General features: G+C 47.0%; 22 protein-coding genes. 12 read left to right on the forward strand and 10 right to left on the reverse strand.

What is annotated here, in order from left to right:
• Positions 1–83 precede the first annotated feature (83 nt).
• The 4 genes from ABD031_RS12225 to polX all read right to left on the reverse strand — a co-directional run bounded on the left by ABD031_RS12225 (position 84) and on the right by polX (position 3,841).
• Entirely contained in the window at positions 84–872 is a 789-nt protein-coding gene (locus ABD031_RS12225) for a hypothetical protein (RefSeq protein ID WP_343851822.1), read from the reverse strand.
• Complete coding sequence (locus tag ABD031_RS12230) at positions 865–1,434, reverse strand: RNA polymerase sigma factor (protein ID WP_343851824.1); 570 nt, start codon at positions 1,432–1,434, stop codon at positions 865–867. Before ABD031_RS12230 ends, ABD031_RS12225 begins: the two co-directional genes overlap by 8 nt.
• 236 nt (positions 1,435–1,670) lie before the next feature.
• Positions 1,671–1,958 (reverse strand): hypothetical protein, encoded by a 288-nt coding sequence (locus tag ABD031_RS12235; protein WP_343851826.1) that lies wholly within the window; start codon positions 1,956–1,958, stop codon positions 1,671–1,673.
• Between the two features lie 170 nt (positions 1,959–2,128).
• Positions 2,129–3,841, reverse strand: coding sequence for a DNA polymerase/3'-5' exonuclease PolX (gene polX / locus ABD031_RS12240; RefSeq protein WP_343851828.1), 1,713 nt, complete (start codon positions 3,839–3,841; stop codon positions 2,129–2,131).
• Between the two features lie 236 nt (positions 3,842–4,077).
• On the opposite strand from polX, the gene ABD031_RS12245 reads away from it, so the two are divergent.
• The 4 genes from ABD031_RS12245 to ABD031_RS12260 are packed head-to-tail and all read left to right on the forward strand — an operon-like array spanning position 4,078 to position 7,601.
• On the forward strand, positions 4,078–4,476 hold the full coding sequence (locus tag ABD031_RS12245; RefSeq protein WP_343851830.1) for an EVE domain-containing protein: 399 nt from the start codon (positions 4,078–4,080) through the stop codon (positions 4,474–4,476).
• On the forward strand, positions 4,473–6,089 hold the full coding sequence (locus tag ABD031_RS12250) for a transcriptional regulator (protein WP_343851832.1): 1,617 nt from the start codon (positions 4,473–4,475) through the stop codon (positions 6,087–6,089). Before ABD031_RS12245 ends, ABD031_RS12250 begins: the two co-directional genes overlap by 4 nt.
• A gap of 34 nt (positions 6,090–6,123) precedes the next feature.
• The gene (gene pyrR, locus ABD031_RS12255; RefSeq protein ID WP_343851834.1) at positions 6,124–6,672 is read left to right on the forward strand and encodes a bifunctional pyr operon transcriptional regulator/uracil phosphoribosyltransferase PyrR; all 549 of its coding nucleotides are present in this window, start codon (positions 6,124–6,126) and stop codon (positions 6,670–6,672) included.
• Positions 6,673–6,674: 2 nt separating this feature from the next.
• Positions 6,675–7,601 (forward strand): aspartate carbamoyltransferase catalytic subunit, encoded by a 927-nt coding sequence (locus ABD031_RS12260; RefSeq protein WP_343851836.1) that lies wholly within the window; start codon positions 6,675–6,677, stop codon positions 7,599–7,601.
• 683 nt (positions 7,602–8,284) lie between these two features.
• Here ABD031_RS12260 and ABD031_RS12265 read toward each other — a convergent pair.
• The 4 genes from ABD031_RS12265 to ABD031_RS12280 all read right to left on the reverse strand — a co-directional run bounded on the left by ABD031_RS12265 (position 8,285) and on the right by ABD031_RS12280 (position 11,893).
• A complete protein-coding gene (locus tag ABD031_RS12265; protein WP_343851838.1) occupies positions 8,285–8,818 on the reverse strand; it encodes a hypothetical protein in 534 nt (177 codons plus the stop codon).
• 221 nt (positions 8,819–9,039) lie between these two features.
• Positions 9,040–9,831 (reverse strand): HNH endonuclease, encoded by a 792-nt coding sequence (locus ABD031_RS12270; protein ID WP_343851840.1) that lies wholly within the window; start codon positions 9,829–9,831, stop codon positions 9,040–9,042.
• Positions 9,828–11,243 carry an AAA family ATPase gene (locus ABD031_RS12275; protein WP_343851842.1) on the reverse strand — a complete coding sequence of 472 codons (1,416 nt, stop codon included), beginning with the start codon at positions 11,241–11,243 and terminating at the stop codon, positions 9,828–9,830. The genes ABD031_RS12270 and ABD031_RS12275 overlap by 4 nt, the downstream gene beginning before the upstream one ends.
• A gap of 317 nt (positions 11,244–11,560) precedes the next feature.
• Positions 11,561–11,893 (reverse strand): hypothetical protein, encoded by a 333-nt coding sequence (locus ABD031_RS12280; protein ID WP_343851845.1) that lies wholly within the window; start codon positions 11,891–11,893, stop codon positions 11,561–11,563.
• Positions 11,894–12,226: 333 nt separating this feature from the next.
• On the opposite strand from ABD031_RS12280, the gene ABD031_RS12285 reads away from it, so the two are divergent.
• The 5 genes from ABD031_RS12285 (at position 12,227) to ABD031_RS12305 (ending at position 18,177) form a co-directional block, all read left to right on the forward strand.
• Positions 12,227–12,943 carry an ABC transporter ATP-binding protein gene (locus ABD031_RS12285; RefSeq protein ID WP_343851847.1) on the forward strand — a complete coding sequence of 239 codons (717 nt, stop codon included), beginning with the start codon at positions 12,227–12,229 and terminating at the stop codon, positions 12,941–12,943.
• Positions 12,936–14,570 carry a putative ABC exporter domain-containing protein gene (locus tag ABD031_RS12290; RefSeq protein ID WP_343851848.1) on the forward strand — a complete coding sequence of 545 codons (1,635 nt, stop codon included), beginning with the start codon at positions 12,936–12,938 and terminating at the stop codon, positions 14,568–14,570. The genes ABD031_RS12285 and ABD031_RS12290 overlap by 8 nt, the downstream gene beginning before the upstream one ends.
• 329 nt (positions 14,571–14,899) lie before the next feature.
• Positions 14,900–16,267 carry a cystathionine beta-synthase gene (locus tag ABD031_RS12295; RefSeq protein ID WP_343851850.1) on the forward strand — a complete coding sequence of 456 codons (1,368 nt, stop codon included), beginning with the start codon at positions 14,900–14,902 and terminating at the stop codon, positions 16,265–16,267.
• A gap of 634 nt (positions 16,268–16,901) precedes the next feature.
• On the forward strand, positions 16,902–17,558 hold the full coding sequence (locus tag ABD031_RS12300) for a DUF2189 domain-containing protein (RefSeq protein ID WP_343851851.1): 657 nt from the start codon (positions 16,902–16,904) through the stop codon (positions 17,556–17,558).
• A gap of 76 nt (positions 17,559–17,634) precedes the next feature.
• Positions 17,635–18,177, forward strand: a complete 543-nt coding sequence (locus tag ABD031_RS12305) for a YcxB family protein (protein ID WP_343851853.1) — start codon at positions 17,635–17,637, stop codon at positions 18,175–18,177.
• On the opposite strand, the gene ABD031_RS12310 is transcribed toward ABD031_RS12305, so the two are convergent.
• On the reverse strand, positions 18,155–18,883 hold the full coding sequence (locus tag ABD031_RS12310) for a lysophospholipid acyltransferase family protein (RefSeq protein WP_343851854.1): 729 nt from the start codon (positions 18,881–18,883) through the stop codon (positions 18,155–18,157). The genes ABD031_RS12305 and ABD031_RS12310 overlap by 23 nt on opposite strands.
• A 107-nt stretch (positions 18,884–18,990) precedes the next feature.
• On the reverse strand, positions 18,991–20,787 hold the full coding sequence (locus ABD031_RS12315) for a family 43 glycosylhydrolase (protein ID WP_343851856.1): 1,797 nt from the start codon (positions 20,785–20,787) through the stop codon (positions 18,991–18,993).
• 431 nt (positions 20,788–21,218) lie between these two features.
• Between ABD031_RS12315 and ABD031_RS12320 the strand changes: the two genes are divergently transcribed.
• The 3 genes from ABD031_RS12320 to rpsA all read left to right on the forward strand — a co-directional run bounded on the left by ABD031_RS12320 (position 21,219) and on the right by rpsA (position 25,627).
• Positions 21,219–21,794: a DJ-1/PfpI family protein gene (locus ABD031_RS12320; protein ID WP_343851858.1), complete on the forward strand. Its 576-nt coding sequence runs from the start codon at positions 21,219–21,221 to the stop codon at positions 21,792–21,794.
• A gap of 257 nt (positions 21,795–22,051) precedes the next feature.
• Complete coding sequence (locus tag ABD031_RS12325) at positions 22,052–23,641, forward strand: glycoside hydrolase (RefSeq protein WP_343851860.1); 1,590 nt, start codon at positions 22,052–22,054, stop codon at positions 23,639–23,641.
• A 207-nt stretch (positions 23,642–23,848) separates the two neighbouring features.
• Entirely contained in the window at positions 23,849–25,627 is a 1,779-nt protein-coding gene (gene rpsA / locus ABD031_RS12330) for a 30S ribosomal protein S1 (protein WP_343851862.1), read from the forward strand.
• The last annotated feature ends 157 nt before the right edge of the window (positions 25,628–25,784 follow it).

Genomic DNA, 25,784 nt, shown 5'->3' on the forward strand with positions numbered 1-25,784 from the left:
TGATTTCCGTCTCGTTGTGTGACGTTTTCGTCCTGCTTGATTTCATACTAAGGTTCAATTAAAAGAGGTGTGTTGGTTTAGTTTTAGCGTCGTTCTTCTCCGACGTTTTTCTTAGAAGTCAGCGCAGTAAAGAGGTTGTCTTTTTTGTCCTGAAGCCCGATCAGTCCATCGTCCACCTTGCCGAGAAAACCTTCCACCTGGCCTACGGTCTTGCCAAGTTCGGTGATTAGGTTTTTGTCGGGCTCCTCGCCTTTTTTGACCCCATTGGAGTAGATGCTCACGCGGTACAGTGGCTCGTCCTCAGACGGGGTGGAGGCTTGGGCAATGGTTTTTTCTACTTCCGGCGTTTTCAACTCGGGCAGGGCAAGTACCAGCTCATCGGTCTTGAGCTCTGGTACAGAAACAACTATTGGAGTCTCTTCGGATTTCGGTTCTGTCTGTGCGATCAGGTTTTGAGGAGCTTGGGACATAGCCGGGGTAGGAGTTGGTTTAGTTTTCTGGATAGTTTTGGGTTTGTTCTCAGGTGTTAATTCAGGAGTTGTAACTTCAGTTTTTAGCGCTGTCTCGCCGATTTCCGGCGAGAGCTTAGGCGTGTCCCGAGTCGTTTCTGTTTGAATCTGGGCGGGGATTTCGGTCTTTTCCGCCAGGAGAATTTCTCCGGAGCCAGCGTTCTCACTTGGCCAAAACGAGTACCCAGCGACGAGCAACGCAGTCACCGAAGCTGCCACCGCCCACCAGATTCCGATTCTGGGTTTGGATTTCTTTGGCAGTTGGCTTTCGAGCCGCTCCCAGGCGAGTGCACTTGGTTTTTCCCGATGTCCGTCCAGCTTTTCTCTGAAGTGCTGGTCGAATTGTTCGTTTGTATTACCCATGATTCGTCTTGGTTTTTGGTTGCAGACTGGCAATTTTTTCTTTGAGCGCTGTTCGTGCCCGATTCAGTTGTGACTTGGAGGTGCTCTCGGAGATTCCCAGCAGATCGGCAATTTCCTGGTGGGCATAGCCTTCGATCGCATAGAGATTGAAGACTGTCCGATATCCAACAGGTAATCCCTGTACAAGCTCCATGAGTTCTGCCGCCTCCAGATGAGTCAGCTCGTAGTGATGGGTACTGTACTCAGACTCCGGCTCCAGGTTGACCTCCATCATGAGATGACGATTGCTGCGCAAAGTCATCAGCGCTTGGGTCACCACGATTCGTTTCATCCAGCCTTCAAAGCTTCCCTTGTGTTGAAACTGAGAAAGCTTTTCGAAGATCTTCATGAAACTCTCGATCATCACGTCCTCGGCATGTTCGCGGTCTTTGAGGTACCGCATGCAGATGGCCAGGAATTTCCCCGAATAGGAATCGTACAAATGACGCTGGGCTGACCGCTCACCCTTGAGGCATCCTTTGATTACTCCTTCCTCGGTAGAAAAATTGGATCTGTTAAACATTCCGGTTGGTTTTCAAATAAGTAGATGCGGGGCTGCAAAAAATGGTTGCCTCGGAATCTGAAAAAAAGTTAAATATTTTCTCCTGTAACATAAAAAGCCTGAAATCGAGCACGAGGAAGATGTCACGCACTGAGTTTACAGTGAGTCGCGAGATTCCATGGGACTATTAGAAAAAAGTTATAAGCACATGAAAATCAGTTGTTTTCAGGCTTCGGGTAGCGTGACGGTTTTTTTGCTCAGAGAGAAAATAAGAAAAACAGCAGCGCGACAGTCTGTACGAGGATCAGAATCTTGGCTTTCTCTTTGAATTCCGGTGCGACTTTTCTTTTTCTCAAAACCAAGATCGCCGTGCCGAGCGCCGCCAATTGGAGGAGAAAACTGACTCCGTTCAGCGGGCCCATCGGCGCATCAATGTAGTGCAGGCTGGAATTGAGTAGAGATAGCGTGCCCAAGACAATTCCGGTGATTCCGAAAAGAAATGAGCGTTGCAGTAGGACAGGTTCGGGGAGATCAGACCATTTCATTTTTTTGTAGCTAGTATTTAGTATTAAAAGGGGGAGAGGTTCGAGGCAAGAAGGGAGTAGCTAGACGAAAGCATCAAGACGCTAAAACCAAGAAGTCATTGCTTCATTGGTAGGCACGAAGCAATCTCTTCCTAGTATTGAGCAGTCTCACAAGTCCAGCGACTTGGTACTTAGTACTTGACACTTTGTACTTTTTTGCGTTCCGCAAAGTAAGCCCCAATTTCTTCCCCGTTCAGTGCATTGAGCGTCATTTCCTTGGTTAAGCCGCCTTTTCTGCCGACAAGCACACCGTATTTCATATCCGCATAGCCGTCCATCTCGTGTGCATCCGGATTGATGGAGAGCTTTACCCCCTGATCCATGGCATAGCGAACCCATCTCCAATCGAGGTCGAGCCGCCAAGGGTTGGCGTTGATCTCGATCACGACATTGTGGAGGGCGCAGGCGTCGATGATGGTTTTGTGATCGATAGGGTAGCCTTCTCTACGGAGCAAAAGTCTGCCGGTGGGATGGCCGAGCATTGTGGTGTAGGGATTGGAAATGGCGTTAAGCAAGCGGTCAGTCGCCCGCTTTATATCCATATTTAAGATGGAGTGAACTGAGGCTACTACAAAGTCAAAGGTGGCCAACACGTCATCCGGATAATCCAGACTGCCGTCGCTGAGGATGTCGCTTTCGATGCCTTTGAAGATCTTGAAGGGAGCCATTTCCCGGTTCAGTTCTTCGATTTCGACATGCTGCTTCATGACTTTTTCGATTTCGAGTCCACCTGCATAGAAGGCGGTTCTGCTGTGATCGGAGATCCCGAGATACTCATAGCCAAGCGATTTGCAATGTTCTGCCATCTGTCGCAGGCTATGCTTACCATCGCTGTAGGTGGAGTGGTTGTGCAGGATGCCTTTTAGATCGTCATCCCTCAGCAACTCGGGAATCTTGTTTTCCCTGGCTTGCTCGACTTCTCCAAATCCTTCCCGCATCTCTGCGGGGATGAATTGAAGTTGGTTTTTGGAGAAAAAATCTTCCTCCGAGTCGTAGTCTTTCTTGATGAGCTTCTGGGAAATTGTTTCGGTGTCGTCGACCAAACTCATTAAGTGAGCCTTGGAAGCGGTGAAGGCCAGTTTTTTCCAAGAGAAATCTCCCATGGAACAAAAGTGAATAATAACGTCCAAATCGAGATCTTGTAGTTTACCTGTCCAGGTGGTTGGGCTGGCGATTTTCCAATCCCACTCGATTAGCGACTGAGTTTTAAGAAGTGCTTTAACTTCCGAAAGTTGGTCCGAGCCAATTACAAATTCCGCAGCAGAGATGATTTCCATCTTCCGGGCAAAATCTCCGACCACGGCTAGATGGGCGTCTCCAATGAAACTTTGGATTAAAGTGACGAGCTGAGTAAGGGTGTCCTCTATATCGGCATAAAGCCATTTGCCGGTGTTGGAGGCTTTAAATTCTAAGTTTTGGATGATGGTATCTTGTGTCTTTTGACCAAAACCCTTGATCTGGGCGACCTTTCCAGACTGACAGGCCTCCATGAGTTCATGCGTGGAGGTGATCCCCAACTCTTCCCAGAGGGTTTTGACCTTTTTCGGACCAAGGCCTTTGATCTGAAGAATTTCGAGAATTCCCGTCGGGGTTTTGTCCAGAAGCTGCACCAGCAAGGGAAAAGTTTCGGTGGCTTTGAGGCTTTGAATTGCCTCTATGATGCTTTTTCCAACACTGTTAATCTGCGTCAGTTCGGCATCGCTGAGCTCCATAATGTCCTGATCGCCACGCTCGAGTGAGATGAGCGCACTTTGGTATCCGCGGATTTTGAATGGGTTTTCATTGTGAAGCTCCATCAGCTGAATGCACAGCTTTAGTTTTTTTAAAATCGTTTTATGATCCAAAACAGTCAGTTTTTCGTGTCAGTAATCAGACAAATGTCTTTAATTATTGTTTCAATTTAAAGCTTGATCGGGTATCTTATGAGGGAAGTTGGTCAGTGATCGGCGGGCAGTCGCGGTTGTCAGCCGTTTAAGTAAACTTTCTGAAAGTCGTACGTTGTTAGGAGTAAGTAGCGCGACACAACTTAGGATATATCACTTACTGCTTACCCTTTAAAAATAACCAAATAACAAAACCGATGAACTACTGGATGGTCAAGACGGAGCCGAGCTCGTATTCCTGGGAAGACTTTGTGGCGAAAGGAGAGGATGTGTGGGACGGAGTGAGAAACTATCAGGCGAGGAATTTTCTCAAAGAGATGCAGGTGGGAGATCCGGTGCTTTTTTACCATAGTGGCAAAGACAAAGCGGTGGTGGGCGTGGCAGAAGTGAGTCAGGCCGCTTTTCCCGATCCCAAAGATGCGGCATGGGTGGCCGTGAGCCTTAAGGCGAAGCAGCCCCTTGTGAAGTCCGTGAACTTGGAAGCGATCAAAGCCGAAGATCGGCTGAGTGAAATGTTGATGTTGCGCCAGTCCCGGCTTTCGGTGATGTCAGTGACCAAAGAGGAGTTCAACTTGATTTTAGCAATGGGTAGATGAGAACATTTTGGATACTTGTGGTTTGTGTGTTTTTGGGTTTTGCGTCGGAGGCCCAGGTGAAGTTTATTGAGCGGTATGAAGTAGCCGGATCGCCCAATGATCCGACATTTGAAATGATGCGGATCCCGGATGGATTGGTGTCCTTTCGCACGTTTCAGCAGAAGGGATTTTCTGCCAACAGGGCATTTCAATTTTTTGTATCTGACCTGGAACTCAAAACTCCCGGACTGATCGAGATGCCCATGAAGCCCGGATTTGACATGATCGGCTATGATACGGATGGAAACAACCTGTTTGTCCTGATGGCAAAAGGCTATTCGACGAGTGCTGAAAAATACATTTTGCATGTGAATCTGGAATCCAGCCAGGGCTTTGAATTTCCTGCGGAAAACCTCCTGAACATAGAGTTGGTGGAGTTTTTGGTACAAAAGCGCAAGGCGGTATTCATGGGGAATTCGGAGAGCAGACCGGTGTTGCAAATTTTCGATCTGGATAGCAAAAGTATCCATACTGTGCAGGGTGTTTATGGCAACAATACCCAAGTGCTTCAGATCCGTAAGATGCCGGAATTCGAAGCATTGGAGGTGGTGATCAGCCGCAGAGGACAGTATAAAAACAGAGAAACCTCCATCATTACCTTTGACATGTTGGGCAACCTGATACGGGAAATCAAGGTGGATCAATTTGGGCAGCCTGACCAGGAAATTCTGGAAGGCTTGCTACTCGCCGATCAGGACTACCAGCAGGTGATGATCGGTTCCTATGGCCTAGATGGGAGAAGTGCCTATCAGGGGATGTATATTATGGAGATCAATGAGTTTGGTGAATATCAATTCAAACTCTATACGCTGGAAGATTTCCCTAATTTTTTCAATTACCTACCGGAAAAGCAAAAAACGAAACGGGATGAGCTGGTGGTGAAGGATCTGGAAAAGGCCAAGATACCATTGATCCGAAATACCTATGCCGTGCGGGATGTGCGGGAAGTGAACGATTCCTATTACGTTTACTTTGACCAGGTCAATATCGTGAACAATGGTGGGCGACGCCCAGGAGGCTGGTCTTCTACGAATTCCTATCGGTACGATAGGATCAACAGGATGGGCTATGCGCCGTATTACATGGATCCCTTCCTTGCGCCAAACACTCCCGTTCAATCCTACGCCTCAGCTTTTGAGTATCAATATGAGTCGGCGCACTTTGTGAAAGTCTCTAAGGAGGGCCAGGTGCTTTGGGACAATTCGGCCACCTATGGGGGTTTTACTACCACGTATCCGGAGCCCTTCGGGGAAATCGCCATTGTTGGTGAAGATTTGTATCACCTCTATGCCGAAGATGATGTGATTAAGGCCAGTTTTTTCAGAGGTGGGGAAAAAGTGTTTGATCACCTGGATTTTGAGCTGGAGTTGCCCAATGAAGAGGAGCGCATTAGGGCTACCGATTATGGCACACTGCGGCTGGTACACTGGTATGATCGCTATTTTATCCTTACCGGATTGCAGACCATCCGCGCACTCAATTCCCAAAATCAGGAGACGATTCGGGAGGTATTCTTTATCAGCAAAATTTTGGTGGACGGGGATTTGTACCAGCCGGAGGAAGCAAGGGACTAGTTTTATTTTCTATATTTACGCCCAAATCCAACCCATGCAAAAGCGGCTTGTACTCGATCAGCAGCAGATTGCCATCACTCTGAAGCGATTTTGCTACCAACTCATCGAAAATCACGACGATTTCGAAAATACTGTACTCCTTGGACTTCAGCCTCGTGGCCCCATACTTTTAGACAAGGTGGTCGCACTGTTGGAGGAAATCTCCGGAGTCAAAGTTCCATCTGGCTACCTCGACGCGACATTCCATCGGGATGATTTTCGCAGGAGAGACTTTCCTCTCAAAGCCAATGAGACCAAGATTGATTTTTTGGTGGAGGGCAAAAAGGTCATCCTCATCGACGACGTGCTGTACAAGGGGCGCTCGGTCAGGGCTGCGATGGATGCGATGATCGCCTTTGGCCGTCCCCAAAAAGTAGAACTCATGGTGTTGGTCGACCGCCGACTGACGCGAGACTATCCGATCATGCCGGACTATTTTGGGATGAAAGTCAACACGCTGGACAGTCAGTATGTGGTCGTGGAGTGGGCCGATCAGGATCACTCGGAGGATGCAATTTGGATCACAGAGAAAGTTAAAAGTTAAACATGTCGCAACTCAGCACCAAACACCTGCTAGGAATCAAAGACGTCACCGAGACAGACATTCGCCTGATTCTCGACACAGCGGCCAATTTCAAAGAAGTGATCAACCGGCCGATCAAGAAAGTACCTTCCCTCCGCGACATCACCATTGCCAATATCTTCTTCGAAAACTCCACCCGTACCCGCCTCTCCTTTGAGCTGGCGGAGAAGCGACTCAGCGCCGATGTGGTGAATTTCTCCTCAGCCAACAGTTCCGTAAAAAAAGGCGAAACCCTCGTCGACACCGTCAACAACATCCTGGCGATGAAAGTGGATATGGTCGTCATGCGCCATGCCAGCCCGGGAGCGCCGCACTTTCTCTCCAGAAATATCTCCGCCAACATCGTCAATGCCGGCGACGGAACCCACGAGCATCCGACCCAAGCCTTGCTTGATGCATTTTCGATGCAGGAAAAGCTCGGTGACCTTGCCGGAAAGAAAATTGCCATCATTGGCGATATCCTACACTCCAGGGTTGCGCTTTCCAATATTTTTTGCCTGCAAAAGTTGGGTGCCGAGGTGATGGTCTGCGGACCGATCACGCTCCTGCCAAAATACATCTCCAGCCTTGGTGTGAAGGTGGAGCTGGACGTGATGAAAGCGCTGCAATGGTGCGATGTGGCCAACGTGCTCCGCATCCAGCTGGAGCGCCAGCAGATCAAGTATTTCCCAAGCTTGAGAGAGTACTCCCTCTACTACGGCATCAACAAGAAGATGCTCCAGTCTCTGAACAAGGAGATCGTCGTGATGCACCCAGGCCCGATCAACCGCGGCGTGGAATTGAGCTCCGATGCAGCCGACTCCGAGCACTCCATCATCCTCAACCAAGTCGAGAACGGCGTCGCCGTCCGTATGGCGGTGCTGTATCTATTGGCTGGAGTGAAGGGCTAAGGCAAGAAGTCTGAAAGCCGAAAGCTGAGAAGCGACACATCAGTTATTGGGTGCCGACGCTAGCGGACGACCCGGAACGGGTCAGATGTTATAGGGATCGATAGATATAAATTTCATTCGACCCCGTAGGGGTCGTACGGATGAATTGCCCGTCTCTGCTATAAACATGCAATCCCTTCGGGATTGAGCTCCGGAATTAGTTGGCATTCCTGGATTTTGTGTGAATCTAACTAGCCCAAGGCTTAAGGTGCAGGCTATTTAGTTTGCGTCTCTACGGGAAGAATGGCTTATAGGCATTTTGAACAGCTGGCCAATCGCAAATTGGAAGGGATAGTGGGGGCGTTAAAGATTCTGCCTAAGTCCCGAAGTGAGTGGTTTGGAGTGGTTTGTAACGACTCCCAAATATCCCAAGCAATCTCGGACTGGCTGCTTTTGGATGTCTCGCGAATTGCAAATTCGAAGGGATAGGAAGGCGGAGTTGCAAACTCCGCCTACGCAAGCCTCGAAGCTTCAGTCTACACTCAGAGAGGGATAAGTAGAAGGACTAAAGACGAGGTTCAAATGCACTGTTTTGGGCATTCTTGGACAGTGGGCGTCATGACGTAGGCGTACCTACCTCATCAACTTAACATTTGGCGAGGCCAACACGCTTCGGCTTGCGCCAAAACCCTGTGGTTGCAGAGCTAAGTAAGCTGCTTGTACAAGTCATTGATCGGTATAGCCAATTTTGAATTGAGATGTGCATCTAAGTCTTTATCTGAACCAAATTCCCTCAAAAGTCCAAGTAATCCCGCATTCAGTTCTTTCAGATCAATGCCATTTCGAACCGATTTCACTTTAAGTGTATCCCGCTGAACCCGCTCAAACTTATCTTGAAACATATGGCAGGAGCAATGCCGACGATACTGTATATACTGATATTCGGGTTCGGTAAGCGTGTTTCGAATAGCTTCAATCCCTGGAATGAAGATTTCAAACCATCGAACTTTACTTGTATTCTCTGATCCCTTCATTGATAATAACACACCTCTAGCATAATTAAGGCCAGTTGAAAAAATATCATGCAGTCGAATGTAAAAAGCTTCTTGGTAGACATCGTCATAGTCCTTGGAAAGTCTATTTGCAAGAAAAAATACAGCTCTCGACCATTGTTCAAACGGAACTTCCTGAACGACCGTCATTAACATAAACTCTTTTCTAAATTCATTCCGATCCATAGAAGGTTTTTATTGCATTGCAGCCAACGTTCAGGTCTTGCTGCTGTGCTGGGATTTGGAAACGTCTAGCCGGCAACTGAAGCCTAACAAAATTACTGATGATGAAGTTAAGAACAAACTGAATAGAATTCCGTCTGAACGACCCGCTGCTGATAGCGAACAAAAAGATGAAGGTTTATTCGTCTGCCAGCATAGCAAACCCTATGTTGGTAGCAGGTGTTTTAGTTCACATTATCAACAAAGTCTATGTTAATCATTGTTGAGATTAGCTTTGTCTTCCAGTAGTAGATTCCAAAAAAGGCACTTAATTTATTAAAATCCCTTGTAAGTTCTTCCTTTGCATATGGGCTACCAAACTGTTCTTTTAACGCTTTAATTTGAAGGCAGTATTGGACCGATTTTTTTTCTATTCTTTCCTTTAGTCGTAATTCTGAAAAATGTGTGTTCAAAACGCTATTTTTAAATTTTGGTAAAATAGTATAGGATATTGATGGTACTTTGTCAATAAATGATATGGCGCAATCGAAAATATTTTCTATGGGAAGGATATCATAAATTAGATGTAAATAATCTTTCCCATTAATTCCTGGGATATTTGAACCTTTAATTTCATTGCAGGTGCCGCATATTGGGATCAAATTTTTGTGTAAGATTGAAAATTCTGGGAAATGTTCTTGCGGTAAGTAGTGGTCAATCTGGTCAATTTCACCTATCCCGCAGTACAGGCAACAATCCGAATGATTTGGATTTAGTACATTGATAACTTCATCGAATAAAAGTTTTGCAGTTTTTGTCCTAGAACTATAAAGTGATGCCAATGCATTTTTTTCATTTATAGAAAACTTTATTGGTTTGATTCTACCATTTAATTCTAATTCAATGTATTTCGAATATCTTTCAAGAATTTTAGTCTTTAGACCTAATAATGTGGTTTTGTGAGGATTGTATTTTTCGCCAATAATAAGTACTATATCGTCAATTTCTATTCTGGATGGGCATCTTAAGTTAATCATTGAATATTATTTAAATTATACCTGACACCAGCTGTATCAATTTGAAAAACCTCTTCAAGCTCGGTTCCTAATTGCTCTTTTTCTGCTATCAGCTCTTTTAATTTCTCTACATAAAATAAATTATTTTCCGAGAATCCGAAAATTTCTTCTGTAAGCTTTGAGAAATGCTGACCAAAAGATTCAATTTGAAGGTTTGAGATATTCCTTACGCCGTTAACAGACTGAATTTTGAAGACATTTTTTTGTGGGATATTTTGAATGAAAATTGGAGAATGTGTCGATAAGACTGCAAACGAATCAAATTCCTTAAGAATAAAATCTAAACATTTGAAGAGTGTGTTTTGTCCATTTGGATGTAAATGATTTTCAGGTTCATCAAAAAGTAACAAGGAATTTGAGTCGATTGTATTTATTATTTGCGTAAACGACAAAGTCATTATTTTTTGTCCTGAACTGAGCTTTTTATAGTTCTCTATTACCCCAATGTCTGGAGGGAAATAAATGTCTAATTGTTTTAAATATAAAATTTCCATGCAATCTCGCCATAACGATTCTCTTCCATTTCGTACAATTCGTTTGTAGCTTGATGCAAATAATCGTTCTATTTCTTGTCGTGTTAACAAATCTTTCTCACCCCTGATGCCGCAGTAAGAATAGCTAAAAGTTCTTTCATTTTTAGATGGTCTGTAGAAGTCATCGAAAGTGCTGTATGAGACAGCAATGACCTTACTAAATGGAGGTCTCGGAGAAAGATTAACCGAACTTTTTTTAATGCCGCTGAGGGCTGTTGCTAGGTTAGCAAGTAGAGTTGTTTTACCTACACCGTTTCTCCCAATGATTCCGACTGTTCTAAACATACCCAATAATTTCCTCGAAAACTTAAATGAGAATGTTCCAAACGGTGTAGAACTTTCTATGTTTTCTATATAATGAAACGAGAAATTACTTGTGTCTTGCGCATTTGTTAGCAATTTAAGACCTTCTTGAAAGGCTCTTACCGCATCACTAAATCTTAAAAGAGAGTCATCAAATCCAGATTCGTTTTGGAAGCGCTCTCTGATAATTTCGTTGTAGTTCACATCATTTAATCCTGCAAGAATTTCATTGCCAAACTCAAGCTTATTGATGATTTCGTAATCCTCCAAGCTTTGCCACAGTGAGCAATATTCGTCGGAAAGATTGTCGAAAATTTCAGGTAACGAAGTGCTTTTTCGATCAATTCTAAGAATTTTTATTGTTCCCTCATGGACTCGTTCTCTGGAGGTTTTATAAACTGCAGCTCGAAAAGAAGTCTGGCGTCCATAATCATCCCAATTATCTTTTTCCAACATCACACAAGGGTATTGTGCTCCCCCTTTGGTTGATGGAATACTCCTTCTCCTTATTTGTGCATTGTCGCAATAGAATTTCATTTTATTAATATTCTGTCAGTTCAATTAATGCCAACATCCATATAAATCCTACCCCGTCGCCGAGTGTCCTGTCTATCCGTTTTGAGGGAAAGGGCAGACTTCCTTTAAAGGCACTTGGGATCTTTTCCCTAAAGATATCAGACTTCCTGAAAACGAAGCAGTCCTTTTGCATTGGAAAGTAATTTTTCTGGTTTGGGATTTTGATCAAGCCCGGGGTGGTTGCTGCTTCCATGTTTTGGGTGATACGTACTTATATAAGTACTTTATCTTACCTCGGAGGTAAGTGATCGTACCTCCGAGGTAAGTATTTGAACCTTTTAGGTAAGTGATCGAACCTCTGAGCTAGGAAGTTGAACCCCGGAGGTAGGAGATTGAACCTCGGAGGTAGGAAGTTGAACCTCGGAGGTAGGAAGTTGAACCTCGGAGGTAGGAAGTTGAACCTCGGAGGTAGGAAGTTGAACCTCGGAGGTAGGAAGTTGAACCTCGGAGGTAGGAAGTTGAACTTCGGAGGTAGGAAGTCGAACCTCGGAGGTAGGAAGTCGAACCTCGGAGGTAGGAAGTCGAACCTCGGAGGTAGGAAGTCGAACCTCGGAGGTAGGAAGTTGAATCTCGGAGGATAACTTTTTATGCTCGGAGGTAAGAGAGTTCATCTCAGAGGCTAACTTTTTATGCTCTGAGGTGGCGAGGCTTGTTTCGGTTTCTTCTGGCTCTCGATCTCAAATCCCCCTGCCCCCTTTGACTAGGATGAGCATTCCACATTGGGATTCGGGACCAAGGGGAGTTGGCCCGAAGTAGCCAGCTTTCCGGATTTTGAGCATTCCCTTGAGATTTCTCCCTGTGGTCGAAATGACTGCTTCCTATAATGAGATTTCTCCCTGAGGTCGAAATGACGGTGGACCCGACACCGGACATCCTCCCCACATTTCTCCCCGATTCCTTGGAGCGTGCCGATATTATGCTGAAAATCGCAAAAGGAATTTTTGATGCTCACAGTTACCAATCTGATTAAGACCTACGGCAAGCAAAATGCGGTGGATGACATTAGTTTCCACCTGGAGGGGGGAGAAGTAGTGGGCCTGCTTGGGCCGAACGGAGCCGGAAAAAGTACCACCATGAAGTGCATCGTCGGCTTGCTCCGCAAAACCTCCGGCGAGATCAGCATAGGCGGGCACGATCATCTCAGCGTGGAGGCTAAGCGCTTTTTCAGCTACATTCCCGAGACTCCCTATGTGTATGACCTGCTGACGGTCAAAGAACACCTGCAATTTGTAGCCCAAGCCTATGGAGTGAAAGATTGGCATAGCCGCGCCCAGGAGCTGATGGAGCTGTTTGAGCTGGATGACAAGGCGAACAAACTCGGGCGAGACCTGTCCAAGGGCATGCGTCAAAAGGTCTCCATCTGCTGTGCGCTGCTGCCGGATCCGCAGCTGCTCTTTTTCGACGAACCCATGATCGGGCTGGATCCCAAGGCGATCAAAAACACCAAAGGGATCTTTAAAACGCTAAAGGAGGCCGGTAAGACCATCTTGGTCAGCACCCACCTGATCGACAGCGTGGAGCAGATCGCGGATCGGATTATGATCCTCAAAGATGGCCGCATTATCGGTAACGACAGCATCGCCAATCTGAAGCACCAAGCCGAACAGAGTGAAGGTTCTACCTTGGAGGATTTGTTTTTAGAAATGACCAAGGATGCGTGAGATCAGACTTCTGCTCAGAAAGGACCTGTGGATTCTGATCAACAACCTCAAGCTGATCCTGCGAAATCCACTCCGGTTGATTCCTTATGCTGTATTGGTGGGATATTTCACGTTTATCTATTCTCAACGGGTTGGACGAAACAAATCCGAAAACCTAGGGTTGGAGGGCATGGATGTGGACGGGATTCCTACCCCGAATTTTGCATGGCAAAATATCGTAGGAGGCATTACGATCCTTGCTTTGGGTTTCTTGGTCTTTCAGTTGTATCGCGCCACCAAGAACAATGTCAGCTTTTTCAAGATGGCTGATGTCAACCTGCTTTTCCCGGCGCCCGTCAAACCCGAAAATCTGCTGCTCTACTACATGGCTAGGTCGATTATCCCTTCCTTGGGTGGTGCTATCCTGTTCGTGATCTATGGGGGCAGTCAGTTGACAAACCAATTTGAGTTGACCGTAGGCAATGCGGTTTTCCTTATCCTGGGATTTGCGCTGTTTATATTCATGATCTTCCCAATTCGCTTTTTGATCTACACGCTTCATACCAAATACGGGGTGATGGACTATATCCGTGGAGGTGTGATCGGACTTGGAATTACCTTAGGACTTTTGATTTTGATCCCTGGACTGCAAGCCGATAAGTTCTGGCAGGGCATGTCTACTTGGATTGTGTCTCCCTGGTTTGATTTATTTCCTTTGGTAGGTTGGAGCCGGGGCATTATAGGATATGCGTCTCATGGAAATCTCCTGCTTGCCTGCGGATATTTGGGACTGTATGGACTTGCCTACTTTACTGTCGTAAAGCTGGTCATCCGATTTGCAGGCTACTATTACGAAGACGTACTCGAAGCGACCAAGACCAACGAGGACAAGCTCGAAAAAGTAAAAAATAAGCAAAGCGTCGACGAGGGCAGCTATAGCCTGAACGCGAAGAAACAACTGGCTTTGCCTGATTTCGGAGTGGGAGCGAAGGCGCTGTATTGGAGGAATTACATCCACGCCAGCCGTCAGGATTTTCATCCGCTCTTTGGAGTTTATTCGATGAGCATGGCTGCAATCGGGATTGTATTTGCCGGGTTGTCAAATTTTGACTGGTTTTCCCACAAAGTCCTCTACGGCTACCTGCTTTTCATGCTCTTTTTTTACTTCATGGCTGGGATCGGACGAGCAAATATCGGAGATCTGAAGAAGCCTTTTTTCATCCTGATTCCGGCGACCTGGACTTCAAAATTCTGGAACATGATCAAATTGGATGTCGTGCAGACTATGCTTTTCGCGTCGGTGTTGATCGTTCCTTCGGTGTTTTTGGCACATGTGAGCATCTTTTTGATTCCCCTGTTTCTGTTGGGAATCTTGGTCTGTTACCTGATCGGTTTTGCGATCAACCTTATTCCTCAGGTTGGTTTGGACGAAGGATGGGATCGGAAATTGGTCAAGCCGTTTATGATTGGTGGGATATTCTTTTTCGGAGTCATTCCACCGGTAATATTGAGCGTGATTGTTTTTTTAATTACCCGGCAATTTGTCTGGACAATGCTCACCGGGGTTTTAGGGTTGTCTATCGTCGCGGCGATCTTGCTGCATGTGACGATGGATGTGCTGAAGCGGATTGAGTTTAAGGAGGTATAGGGCAGTGATAGGTATTCGGTCTCAGTAGGAGGCAGCCGTAGGCCAGTCACTAGGAGTTAGGCAGATCTCCAGTCTGAACGTCACTGCGAGTGAGGCGCAAACGAAGCAATCTGCTAGTCAAAAACCTGCATCTAATGATGAGATTGCGTCGGGGCAGTAACCTCCAGCCCAATGTTATTCTCGATTAAGCGCCCCTCGCAAAGACGTGCCTGTCATTGGTTGCGGAAAAAACCGAAACGATACACAAAATATTATTTGGCTTCAGGCAGCAAGTTTCGCTGCGTGCTCAAAAATTAGGTTAATTTTGAACCAACCAATTATAACTAACCATGATCTATAATTCCATCATTGACACCATCGGTAATACCCCGATGATCCGCCTGAACAAACTCGCCAAAGACATCAAAGGCGAGGTCTTGGTCAAAGTCGAATATTTCAATCCGGGCAACTCGATGAAAGACCGGATGGCGATCAAGATGGTGGAGGATGCGGAGAAAGCTGGGATCCTGAAGCCAGGCGGAACTTTGATCGAAGGTACCAGCGGTAACACCGGCATGGGCCTAGCCCTGGCAGCTGTCGCCAAAGGTTACAAATGCATCTTCACCATGGCTGACAAGCAGTCCAAGGAAAAGATCGATATTCTCCGAGCGGTCGGTGCCGAAGTGGTCGTATGCCCGACCAACGTCACCCCAGACGATCCGAGATCTTACTACTCCGTAGCCAAGAAACTCAACCACGATATCCCCAACTCTTTCTATCCCAACCAATACGACAACCTGTCCAATTCCCTGGCGCACTACGAGACCACCGGTCCGGAGATTTGGAAAGATACCAATGGAAAAATCACGCATTACGCAGCTGGTGTGGGCACTGGCGGATCGATGTGCGGAACTGCCAAATATCTGAAAGAGCAAAATCCAGACGTCGTTACCGTCGGAATCGATACCTATGGCTCGGTTTTCAAAAAGTACAAGGAGACAGGCATCTTCGACGAAAAGGAAATCTATCCCTACCTCACCGAGGGAATCGGGGAGGATATCCTGCCAAAGAATGTGGATTTCAGTTTGATTGACCACATCATCAAAGTGACGGATAAAGACGCCGCGGTCATGACCCGTCGCCTTGCGAAGGAAGAAGGGCTTTTCGTGGGTTGGTCCTGTGGCTCTGCTGTGCATGGAGCGCTGGAGTGGGCAAAGGAAAATCTTAAGGAAGGTGACCGTATGGTGATTATCCTTCCCGATCACGGCACCCGCTATCTGGGCAAAGTGTACAACGACGAATGGATGAGAAACCACGGTTTCCTTGAGGACAAAATCTTCTCTACTGCCCGGGACATCATCGCGCAGCGCAGCGGAAGCTATCATCTTCTTTCGGTGAAAAAGGGCGATTCGGTCAAAGAAGCCATTGCCCTGATGAATGGGCGGAGCATCTCCCAGATCCCGGTTCTCGACGGCGAAGAAGTGGTGGGCTGCCTCACCGACAACAAGCTGCTCTCCAAGATCATCGAAAATCCGTCACTCAAAGACGGAGCCGTTTCCGAGGTGATGGAAAGCTCCATGAAGTTTGTCGCGCTGGACTCCACACTGGACGTACTGTCCTCGATGGTGGAGAAGGAGAAAGCCGTGCTGGTACGGGACAATCTGGACAAGATCCACATCATCACCAAGCACGACATCCTGGAAGCTTTTACGAAGTAAGGGAATGAAGTCTGGATGTAGGATGTAGGATGAGTCGGAAGAGGGAAGGCCGAAGATGGAAAAAGGGAGGTTCCCAACTTTGTCGAGGGAGGAAGTGTGAGGTTGGCCAGTAGTCACTCTGAGTCCTCAAAATTCAAGAATTCACAGAAAAGAGATGACAAGGGTTCGTCAGTCGCGAACTATCGAAGTGTAATAATAGGTTGGAGTTGCGGCAGCGCAGCACCAAATACAATTCGGAGGGCGCGGTGGCAGGATTTGCCAGCGAGCCAGCGTGCAGGGCTGCGCAAATCTTGTCCCGATATTTATCGGGATTGGTTCTTTTGGATCAAGCCAAAAGAACGAAGAAAAAAGGAAGTCTAACCGAACTCAGATGCGGCTATTAATTGGTTAAAGCCAAATGAACATTTGAGGAAGAATCGGAATTAAATGCTGAGAGTTGAATATTTTCAAAACAAAACATATCCCGTCATTGGTAGAGGAGTCGAAGGGTGATTGTTCGAAATCTAGATTGGGAGGGCTTCGACTTCGCACGGCCTGACAGCAAATTGAACTCAAGTCCTCCAAGGCCGTAAATCAAAAATCAAAAATAATTTGGCGCTTTCCAGCCCAGAAACAGTAAGAGTACCAAAAAAAAATGACCCCATCACAGATTCAAAAACTGTTTCAGCATTACCCGGAGTTTAGCATCCAAGAGAGTATCCAAAAGGGCTGGGAATACTTCAAAGCCCAGCCCCTCAATTCCATTGCATTCACCCTGCTGATGTTTACGATCCAGGGGGTGTCGGGCTTTTATCTGGACAATTTTAGCCTGCTCATCAGCATCGTTATTTCCCCTCCGCTGACGGGCGGGTTTTTTCTTGTCGCCAACCGGATCAGTCGGAGTGTCGAGGTGCAGTTTTCCAGTTATTTCGACGGATTTTCCTATTGGGGTATCCTGATCGTGACCTCGCTGGTCTCGGGGATTCTGACCTTTTTTGGGATTTTGGCGCTGATCCTGCCGGGGATTTACCTGGCGGTGGCTTTTATGTTTGCCATTCCTTTTGCGTTGTATTCAGGGACTGATTTCTGGACTTCCTTGGAGCTAAGCCGCAAGCTGATCACAATGAATTGGTGGAAGTTCTTTGGCTTTGTCATCGTCCTGCTGGTATTCAATATCCTCGGCTTTCTCTGCTTTTTTGTAGGATTGTTAATCACGATACCGGTCAGCTATTTTTCAATCTATGCAGTCTTTGAGGAGCTGACTGGAGAGGCGCTGGCTGAGCCTGAAGTTGTTCGTGAGATAGAAGGATAGTTTTTAGGTGGTTTCTGCGTTTAAAAAAAGATCTATCAAATAAAGAAACAACAGTCGAAATAGAATTTAGAGGCCAATGATCAAGCTAGAAATAGAAGTAGAAAGGTCAGATTTAGTTGTGTTTTATAAGTTTGCTTACTGGCAGTCACCTGATAAAAGTGGCTATAGGAAAAAGACAAGGATTCAATTTGGTTTGGGTTTTGCCCTTCTCCCATTTGCGATTTTTTTTACCGGAGCTCCTTTTTCCGCATCTATGGGTTGGAACCTATTGTTTTTCTCATCGATACTCTTTGTATTGGGTTATAAATTGGCCGATAAATTTGCGGAGGCGAGGGCGGAAAAAGGAATTCAGGAACTGTTTGCGAGTGGAAAAATTCAATATTTGGTAGGCGCAATGAGCATTGAACTGGCAGATGACGTCATTGTTTGGCGAACTCTGAATACCGAGACCAAAATCCATAGAAATGGACTTGAAAAACTATCTCAAAACCAAAAGCACTATTTTATTTTCCATACGTCGATGTCTGGATATGTGATTCCAAAACGATCATTCAACAGCGGAGAGGAGCTGGCTGAATTTGAGAAATGGTGGGGAGTCACTCGTGAGCCACGATCATAGCTTCCAGTCGATTTCTGCATTTCTCCATCAGGTCATTGACTGCGGTCTCCGAAGGTGGGGGAGGAGTGATGGGGCTTGAGAAATATATTCTGACTTTACCCGGAGCAAGCAAGAGAGAACCCCGCGCCATGATCTTTTCTGCACCGATAATCGCCATCGGAAGGATAGGGATTTGGGTTTCGACGGCAAGGCGAAAAGCACCTTTCTGAAAAGGCAGTAGGGTCTCTTTGGAGTTGTTCCGAGTGCCCTCGGGAGCGACGACGATGGAACTCCCCTGTTTTAGGAATTTGACAAGCTTCTCCACACTTAACCGGCGCGACTCTGCATCATTGCGATCCACCCATACTGCGAGTTTTCCCACGACGGTTCCGAATACAGGGATCTTGGAAAGCTCCTTCTTACCAATTGAGCGGACTTCCTGTGGGATCATCAATGGAATCACCGGCGCATCGACGAAGGATCGGTGGTTGAAGATGTAGATGTAAGGTTTGTTCCGGTCGATGTTTTCTTGGCCGTGGACCTCGTAGCGGACGCCCGAGAGAACCGACCAAAGCCTCGCCCAAAGGCGGATAAAAAAGAAGGAAACCCTATCACCCCGCTCACTGACCAGCAGCGGAATGAGGATAAACAAACTGAATATCAACATCAAAACGAAAAAGATCAGCACAGAATAAACCGTGTAAATCCACTGGAAAAATTTGATCATTCCGAAAATTCGTTATTTTTGGGTTCGAAAATTATCCTTTAACTCTCTGTTTGCGAATCCCGCCCTTGCGGGATTTTTTTGTTTGTATGGATAGAAGAGCGCCCCAATCATTCTACTGGAATTATTGAAGACTTTTCAGAGATTCCATTTTCGTTAAACGACTCAATTGTGAAATAGTAAGGTGTGTCGCGGTCGAGATTTCTCATAAATAGCGAAATGTCCCCATACACCAACCACGAGTGATACAACTTATCCGGAGCTATCCCCCAGCGGATATTGTAGCCCTGCGCTCCATCTACAGCTTTCCAAGACAGTGCGGCATCTCGCCGGTCTGTCTGCCGCGCTACCTCAAACCCTTTCACCGGGACAGGCTTTTTACCCGTTCCAAGTCCAAAAACCCGGACTTCGGAGAGGGCGAGGTTTGCTCCGGGCACGCTGACATTGGAGTAGCGGACATACTTGGCCGTCACAGGTTTTTCCAGTGTCAGGTAAGCGTTGGGAGCGTCGATGTAGCTGTTTCTGCGATTCACGACGGTTTGCCAGGTTTTGCCATCCAGGGACACCTCCAGGGCAAAGCGATGGCGGAGTCCTTCCACTCGGGTATAGATGCCGCTTTCCTCGTCATGGAAATTCAGCTGTACTGCGTAGATCTTCCCAGGAGCAAGCATTTCGATCTCCACCCATTGCTGAGCATCGTTTTTCTCGGCCACCCAAAAGGATTTGGGACTCTCGTCGGTCAGGACTTCTGAGGTGATTTGCCCGGATTGATTTTTCACGAGCGGCATCTCGGTGAGCTCAAATTCATCGTCTGTAGTGGTGCTCTTTCGGATCTGCATCTTGGAAGTGGAGACGGTAGCTTTTCCCTGGTAGGAAAGCAGCATCCAGCCCGTGTGCTGCCCCGCCTTGTCAGGATGGCTAGGCGCAAAGCGCGGATAGTCCCCGTAATGCGTGTCGGAGTGCATCAGTCCGTCTTCGTCAAAGTAGGTTGGGAACATGGCCAGTCTCCGCTCCCAGTGGGAATTAGAGGCCAGAGCCATGGTGGAAAAATGCCAGTATTGCCCATTCGTCTGCTTCACGGTCATGCCATGTCCGGCTCCGTTGCTGAAGCCGCCCGGCTTGAAGGACATGGGGTTATTTTTCATGTAGGTAAATGGCCCCAAGGGAGACTCGCCGACATAGACCCCATCTCCATAGACATTAAACTGGGTGCCCGGTGCGGCGTATTGGAGGTAGTATTTTCCATTATGCTTGATCATGGCGGCCCCTTCCATATAGCCTTCTTTGAGGGTGGGGTGGAAGTTGTTTTCCCCAAAGCGTTCCCAACCGTGGAGCTCCTCATCCAAATTGATCAGGTCGGCCTTTACACCGGTTTCCAACATGCGGTCATCCTTGTTGAGCTCCTTCACCCGGATGGGATGGACGTTGGAAGAGCCCCAGTAGAGGTAGGTCTTGCCATCGTCGTCGATGAAGAGGTCGGAGTCTTGGATGTTGTTGGTGATGGAAGCAGTGGGAGTCCACTTGCCGCTCTTGGGATCGTCGGTATAAAGAATGCTGCCGTAGCCAGCCGGGTCGCCTGCAAAGTAGACCAGCGAATCCCGATAATTGAAAGCAGTCGGGGCATTGCTGCCTTCAAAAAACCACTGCTGGGGTCTGATAAAGGTCCAGTCGACCAAATCCTTGGAATGCCAGTAGCCAAAGGAGCGGGTGACAAAGAGGTAGTACTCACCTCGGAACTCCACCACGGCGGGATCCGCGCCCGATCGATAGGAGATGTTGCGGGCGGAGTTGTACACCATGTAGGTGTAGTCGATGTCCAAGGCATTGATGTAGGTCTTCGGGATGATTTCCTGAGCTTGGAGCCCAAATAGGGTCAGGAAAAAGAGTAGTGTTGTCCTGATTTTCATGGTTGCTTAAAGGTTATTTTGACCGCGTTGCTTCTCTTTCACGTGTTCGTCACGGGTTTGGATTCGGTAGCGGAGCATGGTGTTTTGGTTCAGAAGTATTTCGAGGTGACTTTCGTGGTTGACAGTCAGTGGGATAGGGGCGTATGCTTTTTGATCCGGTTTTTGCAGTCGAAACTTCGATCCGGCTTTTCGCAGACCACCAAGACAGCTACACCAAGTTAATCAAGTTGCTTGGTTTGTGATGAGCAAAGGTGATCTCAGCCATCCTCTTTCATTGTCACTTTTACCTGGGAAGCCATGGTTCTGAAGTATCGGATTCTGCCACGATGCGGTTTTTATCAGTGAGAAGGACTTACTCTTTCAGATGAAATTGGGTAAATTGGGGTTTTTAAATTTTCTCATCTTACCACTTTAAAACCTATCCAAATTTTATGAAAAAAGTTCTTTTTATCACGGGTGACTTCGCTGAGGACTACGAAACCATGGTTCCTTTTCAAATGCTTTTAATGGTTGGCTACGAGGTGCACGCCGTATGTCCCGGCAAGAAAAAAGGGGACACCATCAAGACAGCTATCCACGACTTCGAAGGCGACCAAACGTACACAGAGAAACCAGGGCACAATTTTGCTTTGAACTATTCCTTTGATTCAGTCAATCCCTCTGATTACGCGGGCCTAGTCATCGCAGGAGGTAGGGCACCGGAGTACCTGCGACTCAATGACAAGGTTTTGGAATACACCCGGCATTTTTTTGAAGCGAACAAGCCGGTGGCGGCGGTGTGCCACGCCATACAGATCCTCACTGCAGCGGGGGTAGTCAAAGGGAGAAAGCTGACGGCATATCCGGCTGTGGGGCCTGAAGTAACCATCGCTGGAGGCGAGTTTCAGGAGATCCCGGTAGATGAGGCCTATGTCGACGGCAATCTTGTCACCTCCCCGGCTTGGCCTGGTCACCCGGCCTTTATCAGGGAGTTTCTCAAGATCATGGGAGCGACCATTAAAATCTGATTTAGAAAACACCGAATCACACTCGACGACACAGCTGAAGCTGTGGCAAATTCTGCAAAAGCCCTGTTCATACCCTTGCGGGTGACAGGGCTTTCTTTTTTGCAAATCATCTGCATGCGAAGGGCCTTGGAAAAGTCATGGGCTACCCTGATATGGCTTGATTCTGAATCGGTCTTCGGCCGAATTGAGGAGGAAAATTCGTTTATTGGCGGAGAGCTGCATTCGCAGCGTTTCCGCTTTTTTCCACCCGATAACCTATGAAAAGAATAATAACGATACGAGACAACTTTTTTAGAAAGACTTTCCTTTTGGCAGTTTGCGCCGGTTTTTTTGAGATACAGTCCTTGGCGCAAGAAAGCCCAGCAGATACCGTTCCCCGCGAAACGATCAAGGTCGATGTGATCAGCAAAGAACGTTTTCAGGTGATCGAACATTTTGGAGCTTCAGACGCTTGGTCGGCACAATTTGTAGGACAATGGCCTGACTCCAAAAGGAAGGCAATTGCGGAGTTGCTATTCAGCACTGCTGCGGATGAAGAGGGAAATCCCAAAGGGATAGGATTGTCCATGTGGAGGTTTAACATCGGCGCAGGCAGTGCAGAGCAGGGAGAGCAAAGCGGGATTCGCGATGAGTGGAGACGGGCGGAATCTTTTTTGAGTGCAGACGGATCCTACGACTGGTCTAAGCAAGCGGGGCAAGTATGGTTTGCCAGGGCAGCGAAGGAATTGGGCGTTGACAAATTGCTGGTTTTTCCCAACAGCCCGCCTGTAGCTATGACTACGACGGGAAAAGCTTTTGCCAAGGATGGAAAGCCGAACCTGGCACCAAGCCACTACGATGACTTTGGCAACTACCTGGCGGAAGTGATCCAGGGACTTCAGGAGAAAGGACTTACGGTGGACTATGTCAGTCCAGTGAATGAACCACAGTGGGACTGGTCAGACGGCGGTCAGGAAGGGACGCCGTTTTGGAACAATGAAATAGCCGGGATAGCAAAAGCGGTGGATCGAGCCTTGGAAAAGAAAAAGCTGAGTGCCAAGATCGACGTAGCCGAGGCGGGAAAGATTAACTATCTCTACGAACAAGCGGACAGGGAGGGGAGAGGAAATCAGATAGCCGATTTCTTCAAGCCTACATCGGCTAATTATATTGGCGACTTGAAGCATGTGAGCCAAACTATCTCGGCGCATAGCTACTTCACGACTTCGCCCTACGAGTCCGCGGTGCAGCAGAGAGCTGTCCTCCGCGATTCGCTGGATACGATCGACGGCTTGAGCTATTGGATGAGCGAGTATTGTATCCTGGGAGGCAATAGTGGGGAGATCAAGGGGAATGGCAGAGACTTGGGGATCGACCCTGCACTGTACATCGCCCGCGTCATCCACCAGGATCTTACCATCTCCAACGCGAGCGCCTGGCATTGGTGGATTGCGATTTCTCCCTACAATTACAAGGATGGCTTGATCTACATCGACAAAGAGAAAGAAGACGGAAACTTCTACAAAAGCAAGATGCTCTGGGCTTTGGGTAATTTCAGCCGTTTTATCCGGCCGGGGTACCAGCGGCTAGCTGTGGAAATAGACGGGCAAAAAGAACAATCTCCCGAATTATTGGTTTCGGCCTACCAATCTCCCGATCGGAGCGAGTTGGTGCTGGTATTGGTAAATTCTGGGACCAAGGATCTGAACGTTGATTTGCCCGAAGAAGGAATTTCGAGTACAGCCACAAACCTATATGTGACTTCAAAAGACAATGACCTGGAACTTATGCTATTGGACACATCTCAGGGTCAAACCATCAATCTCCCGGCACGATCAATAGTCACGGTCAAATCTTCCAAAAAATGATCTTGGTTTCGACGGGCTGTTTAAAGCAAAAAAGGCCTTTGACAATTCTGAATTTTTCCACTTCATATCCGAAAACCAAAGAAAATCCCTACTTTTGCAATCCGTTCGGGTGAGCGGCACGCTTTGAGTATTCAAGGTGCTGATTTCTAACCACAAAACTTCAGTCCGATGACTCTGGGACTGAGGCTAATCAGAGTCAAAAAAACTATGTCTAGTACAAAAGAATTTGATTGGGACGCGTTCGACACCAAAGGTTTTGGTGAAGGCTATTCCAAAGAACAGCGTGAGCAAATGGCTGCAATGTACGAAGGTACCTTGGGCGAAATCACTGAAAAAGAAGTCATCAAAGGTACCGTAGTAGGTGTCAATGAGAAGGACGTAATCATCAACATCGGTTTCAAATCTGATGGATTGGTTCCCCTTTCTGAATTCAGAGATTTGGAGTCTATCAAGCCAGGTGATACTGTAGAGGTATTCATCGAGGAGCAGGAAAACGCATTGGGTCAATTGATCCTTTCCCGTAAGAAAGCAAAAATCGTCCGTGCTTGGCAGGACATCGAGAGCGCTCTTGAAAATGACAGCGTGATCGAAGGTCTTGTAAAGAGAAGAACCAAAGGTGGTCTGATCGTAGATATCTACGGAGTAGAGGCTTTCTTGCCAGGTTCTCAGATCGATGTGAAGCCTATCAGAGATTTCGATATCTATGTAGGTAAGAAGATGGAAGTGAAAGTGGTGAAAATCAACCACGCCAACGATAACGTAGTAGTTTCTCATAAAGTCCTCATCGAGAAGGATCTTGAGAAGCAAAAAGCAGAGATCCTCAACAACCTTGAGAAAGGTCAAGTATTGGAAGGTGTGATCAAGAACATGACCAACTTCGGTGTATTCATCGATTTGGGTGGTGTAGATGGTCTACTTCACATCACAGATATCTCTTGGGGTCGTATCAACCACCCAGAAGAGGTGTTGAACTTGGATCAGAAAGTACAGATCGTTGTGCTTGACTTTGATGACGACAAGAGAAGAATTTCTTTGGGTATGAAGCAGTTGACTGCTCATCCTTGGGATTCTTTGGCTTCTAGCCTTGAAATCGGCTCTAGAGTACAAGGTAAGATCGTCAACGTGGCTGACTACGGTGCGTTCTTGGAACTGGCTCCGGGTGTCGAAGGTTTGATCCACGTATCTGAAATGAGCTGGTCTCAGCACTTGAGAAACCCAGCTGACTTCGTCAAAGTAAGCGACGAAATCGAAGCGGTAGTCTTGACGTTGGACAAAGACGACAGAAAAATGTCTTTGGGTATCAAGCAATTGACCGAAGATCCTTGGACTAAGAATGACATGAGTACCAAATACTCTGTAGGTACTAAGCACAAGGGTGTGGTGAGAAACTTGACCAACTTTGGTCTTTTCCTTGAATTGGAAGAGGGTATCGACGGTTTGGTTCACGTATCTGACCTGTCTTGGACTAAGAAAATCAAGCATCCATCTGAGTTTGTGAAAGTAGGCGACGAGCTGGCAGTTTCAGTTCTCGAACTTGACGTTGACAACAGAAGACTGGCACTTGGTCATAAGCAGTTGGAAGAAAACCCTTGGGATACTTTCGAAACTGTGTTCCCGGTAGGATCTATCCACAAGTGTACTGTAAACTCCAAGAACGACAAAGGTGCGGTTCTTGAGCTTCCTTACGGATTGGAAGGTTTCGCTACTGTGAAAAACCTGGAGAAAGAAGACGGCACTCAAGTAGAGGTTGGCGAATCTTTGGACTTCAGAGTAAGTGAATTCTCCAAAGACGACAAGCGTATCGTTCTTTCCCACACTGCTACCTTCAGAGAAGAAGCAAAAGCTCCTAAGAAAGCTGCTGCTCCTGCTGGTGGTGGCAAGAAAAAAGAAGAAGCGGTAGAGATGCCTTCACAAGCTGAGAAATCAACTTTGGGTGACATCGGAGCGCTTGCTGAGTTGAAAGAGAAGATGGAAGGAAAGAAGTAAGACGCTAGATTCTAGATACTGGAATCAAGACAGATTACGCTTACATATTGAAAACGCCGGCTGCAACGTCGGCGTTTTTTTTTCTGAAAGTCTGGTTAGCGTATCCCATAGTTGTTCCGTGATATCAGTTTTCGCTAAGGTGTTTCTTTGGAGAAAA

The organism is Algoriphagus jejuensis (genome assembly GCF_039523455.1).
Taxonomy (GTDB): Bacteria; Bacteroidota; Bacteroidia; order Cytophagales; family Cyclobacteriaceae; genus Algoriphagus; species Algoriphagus jejuensis.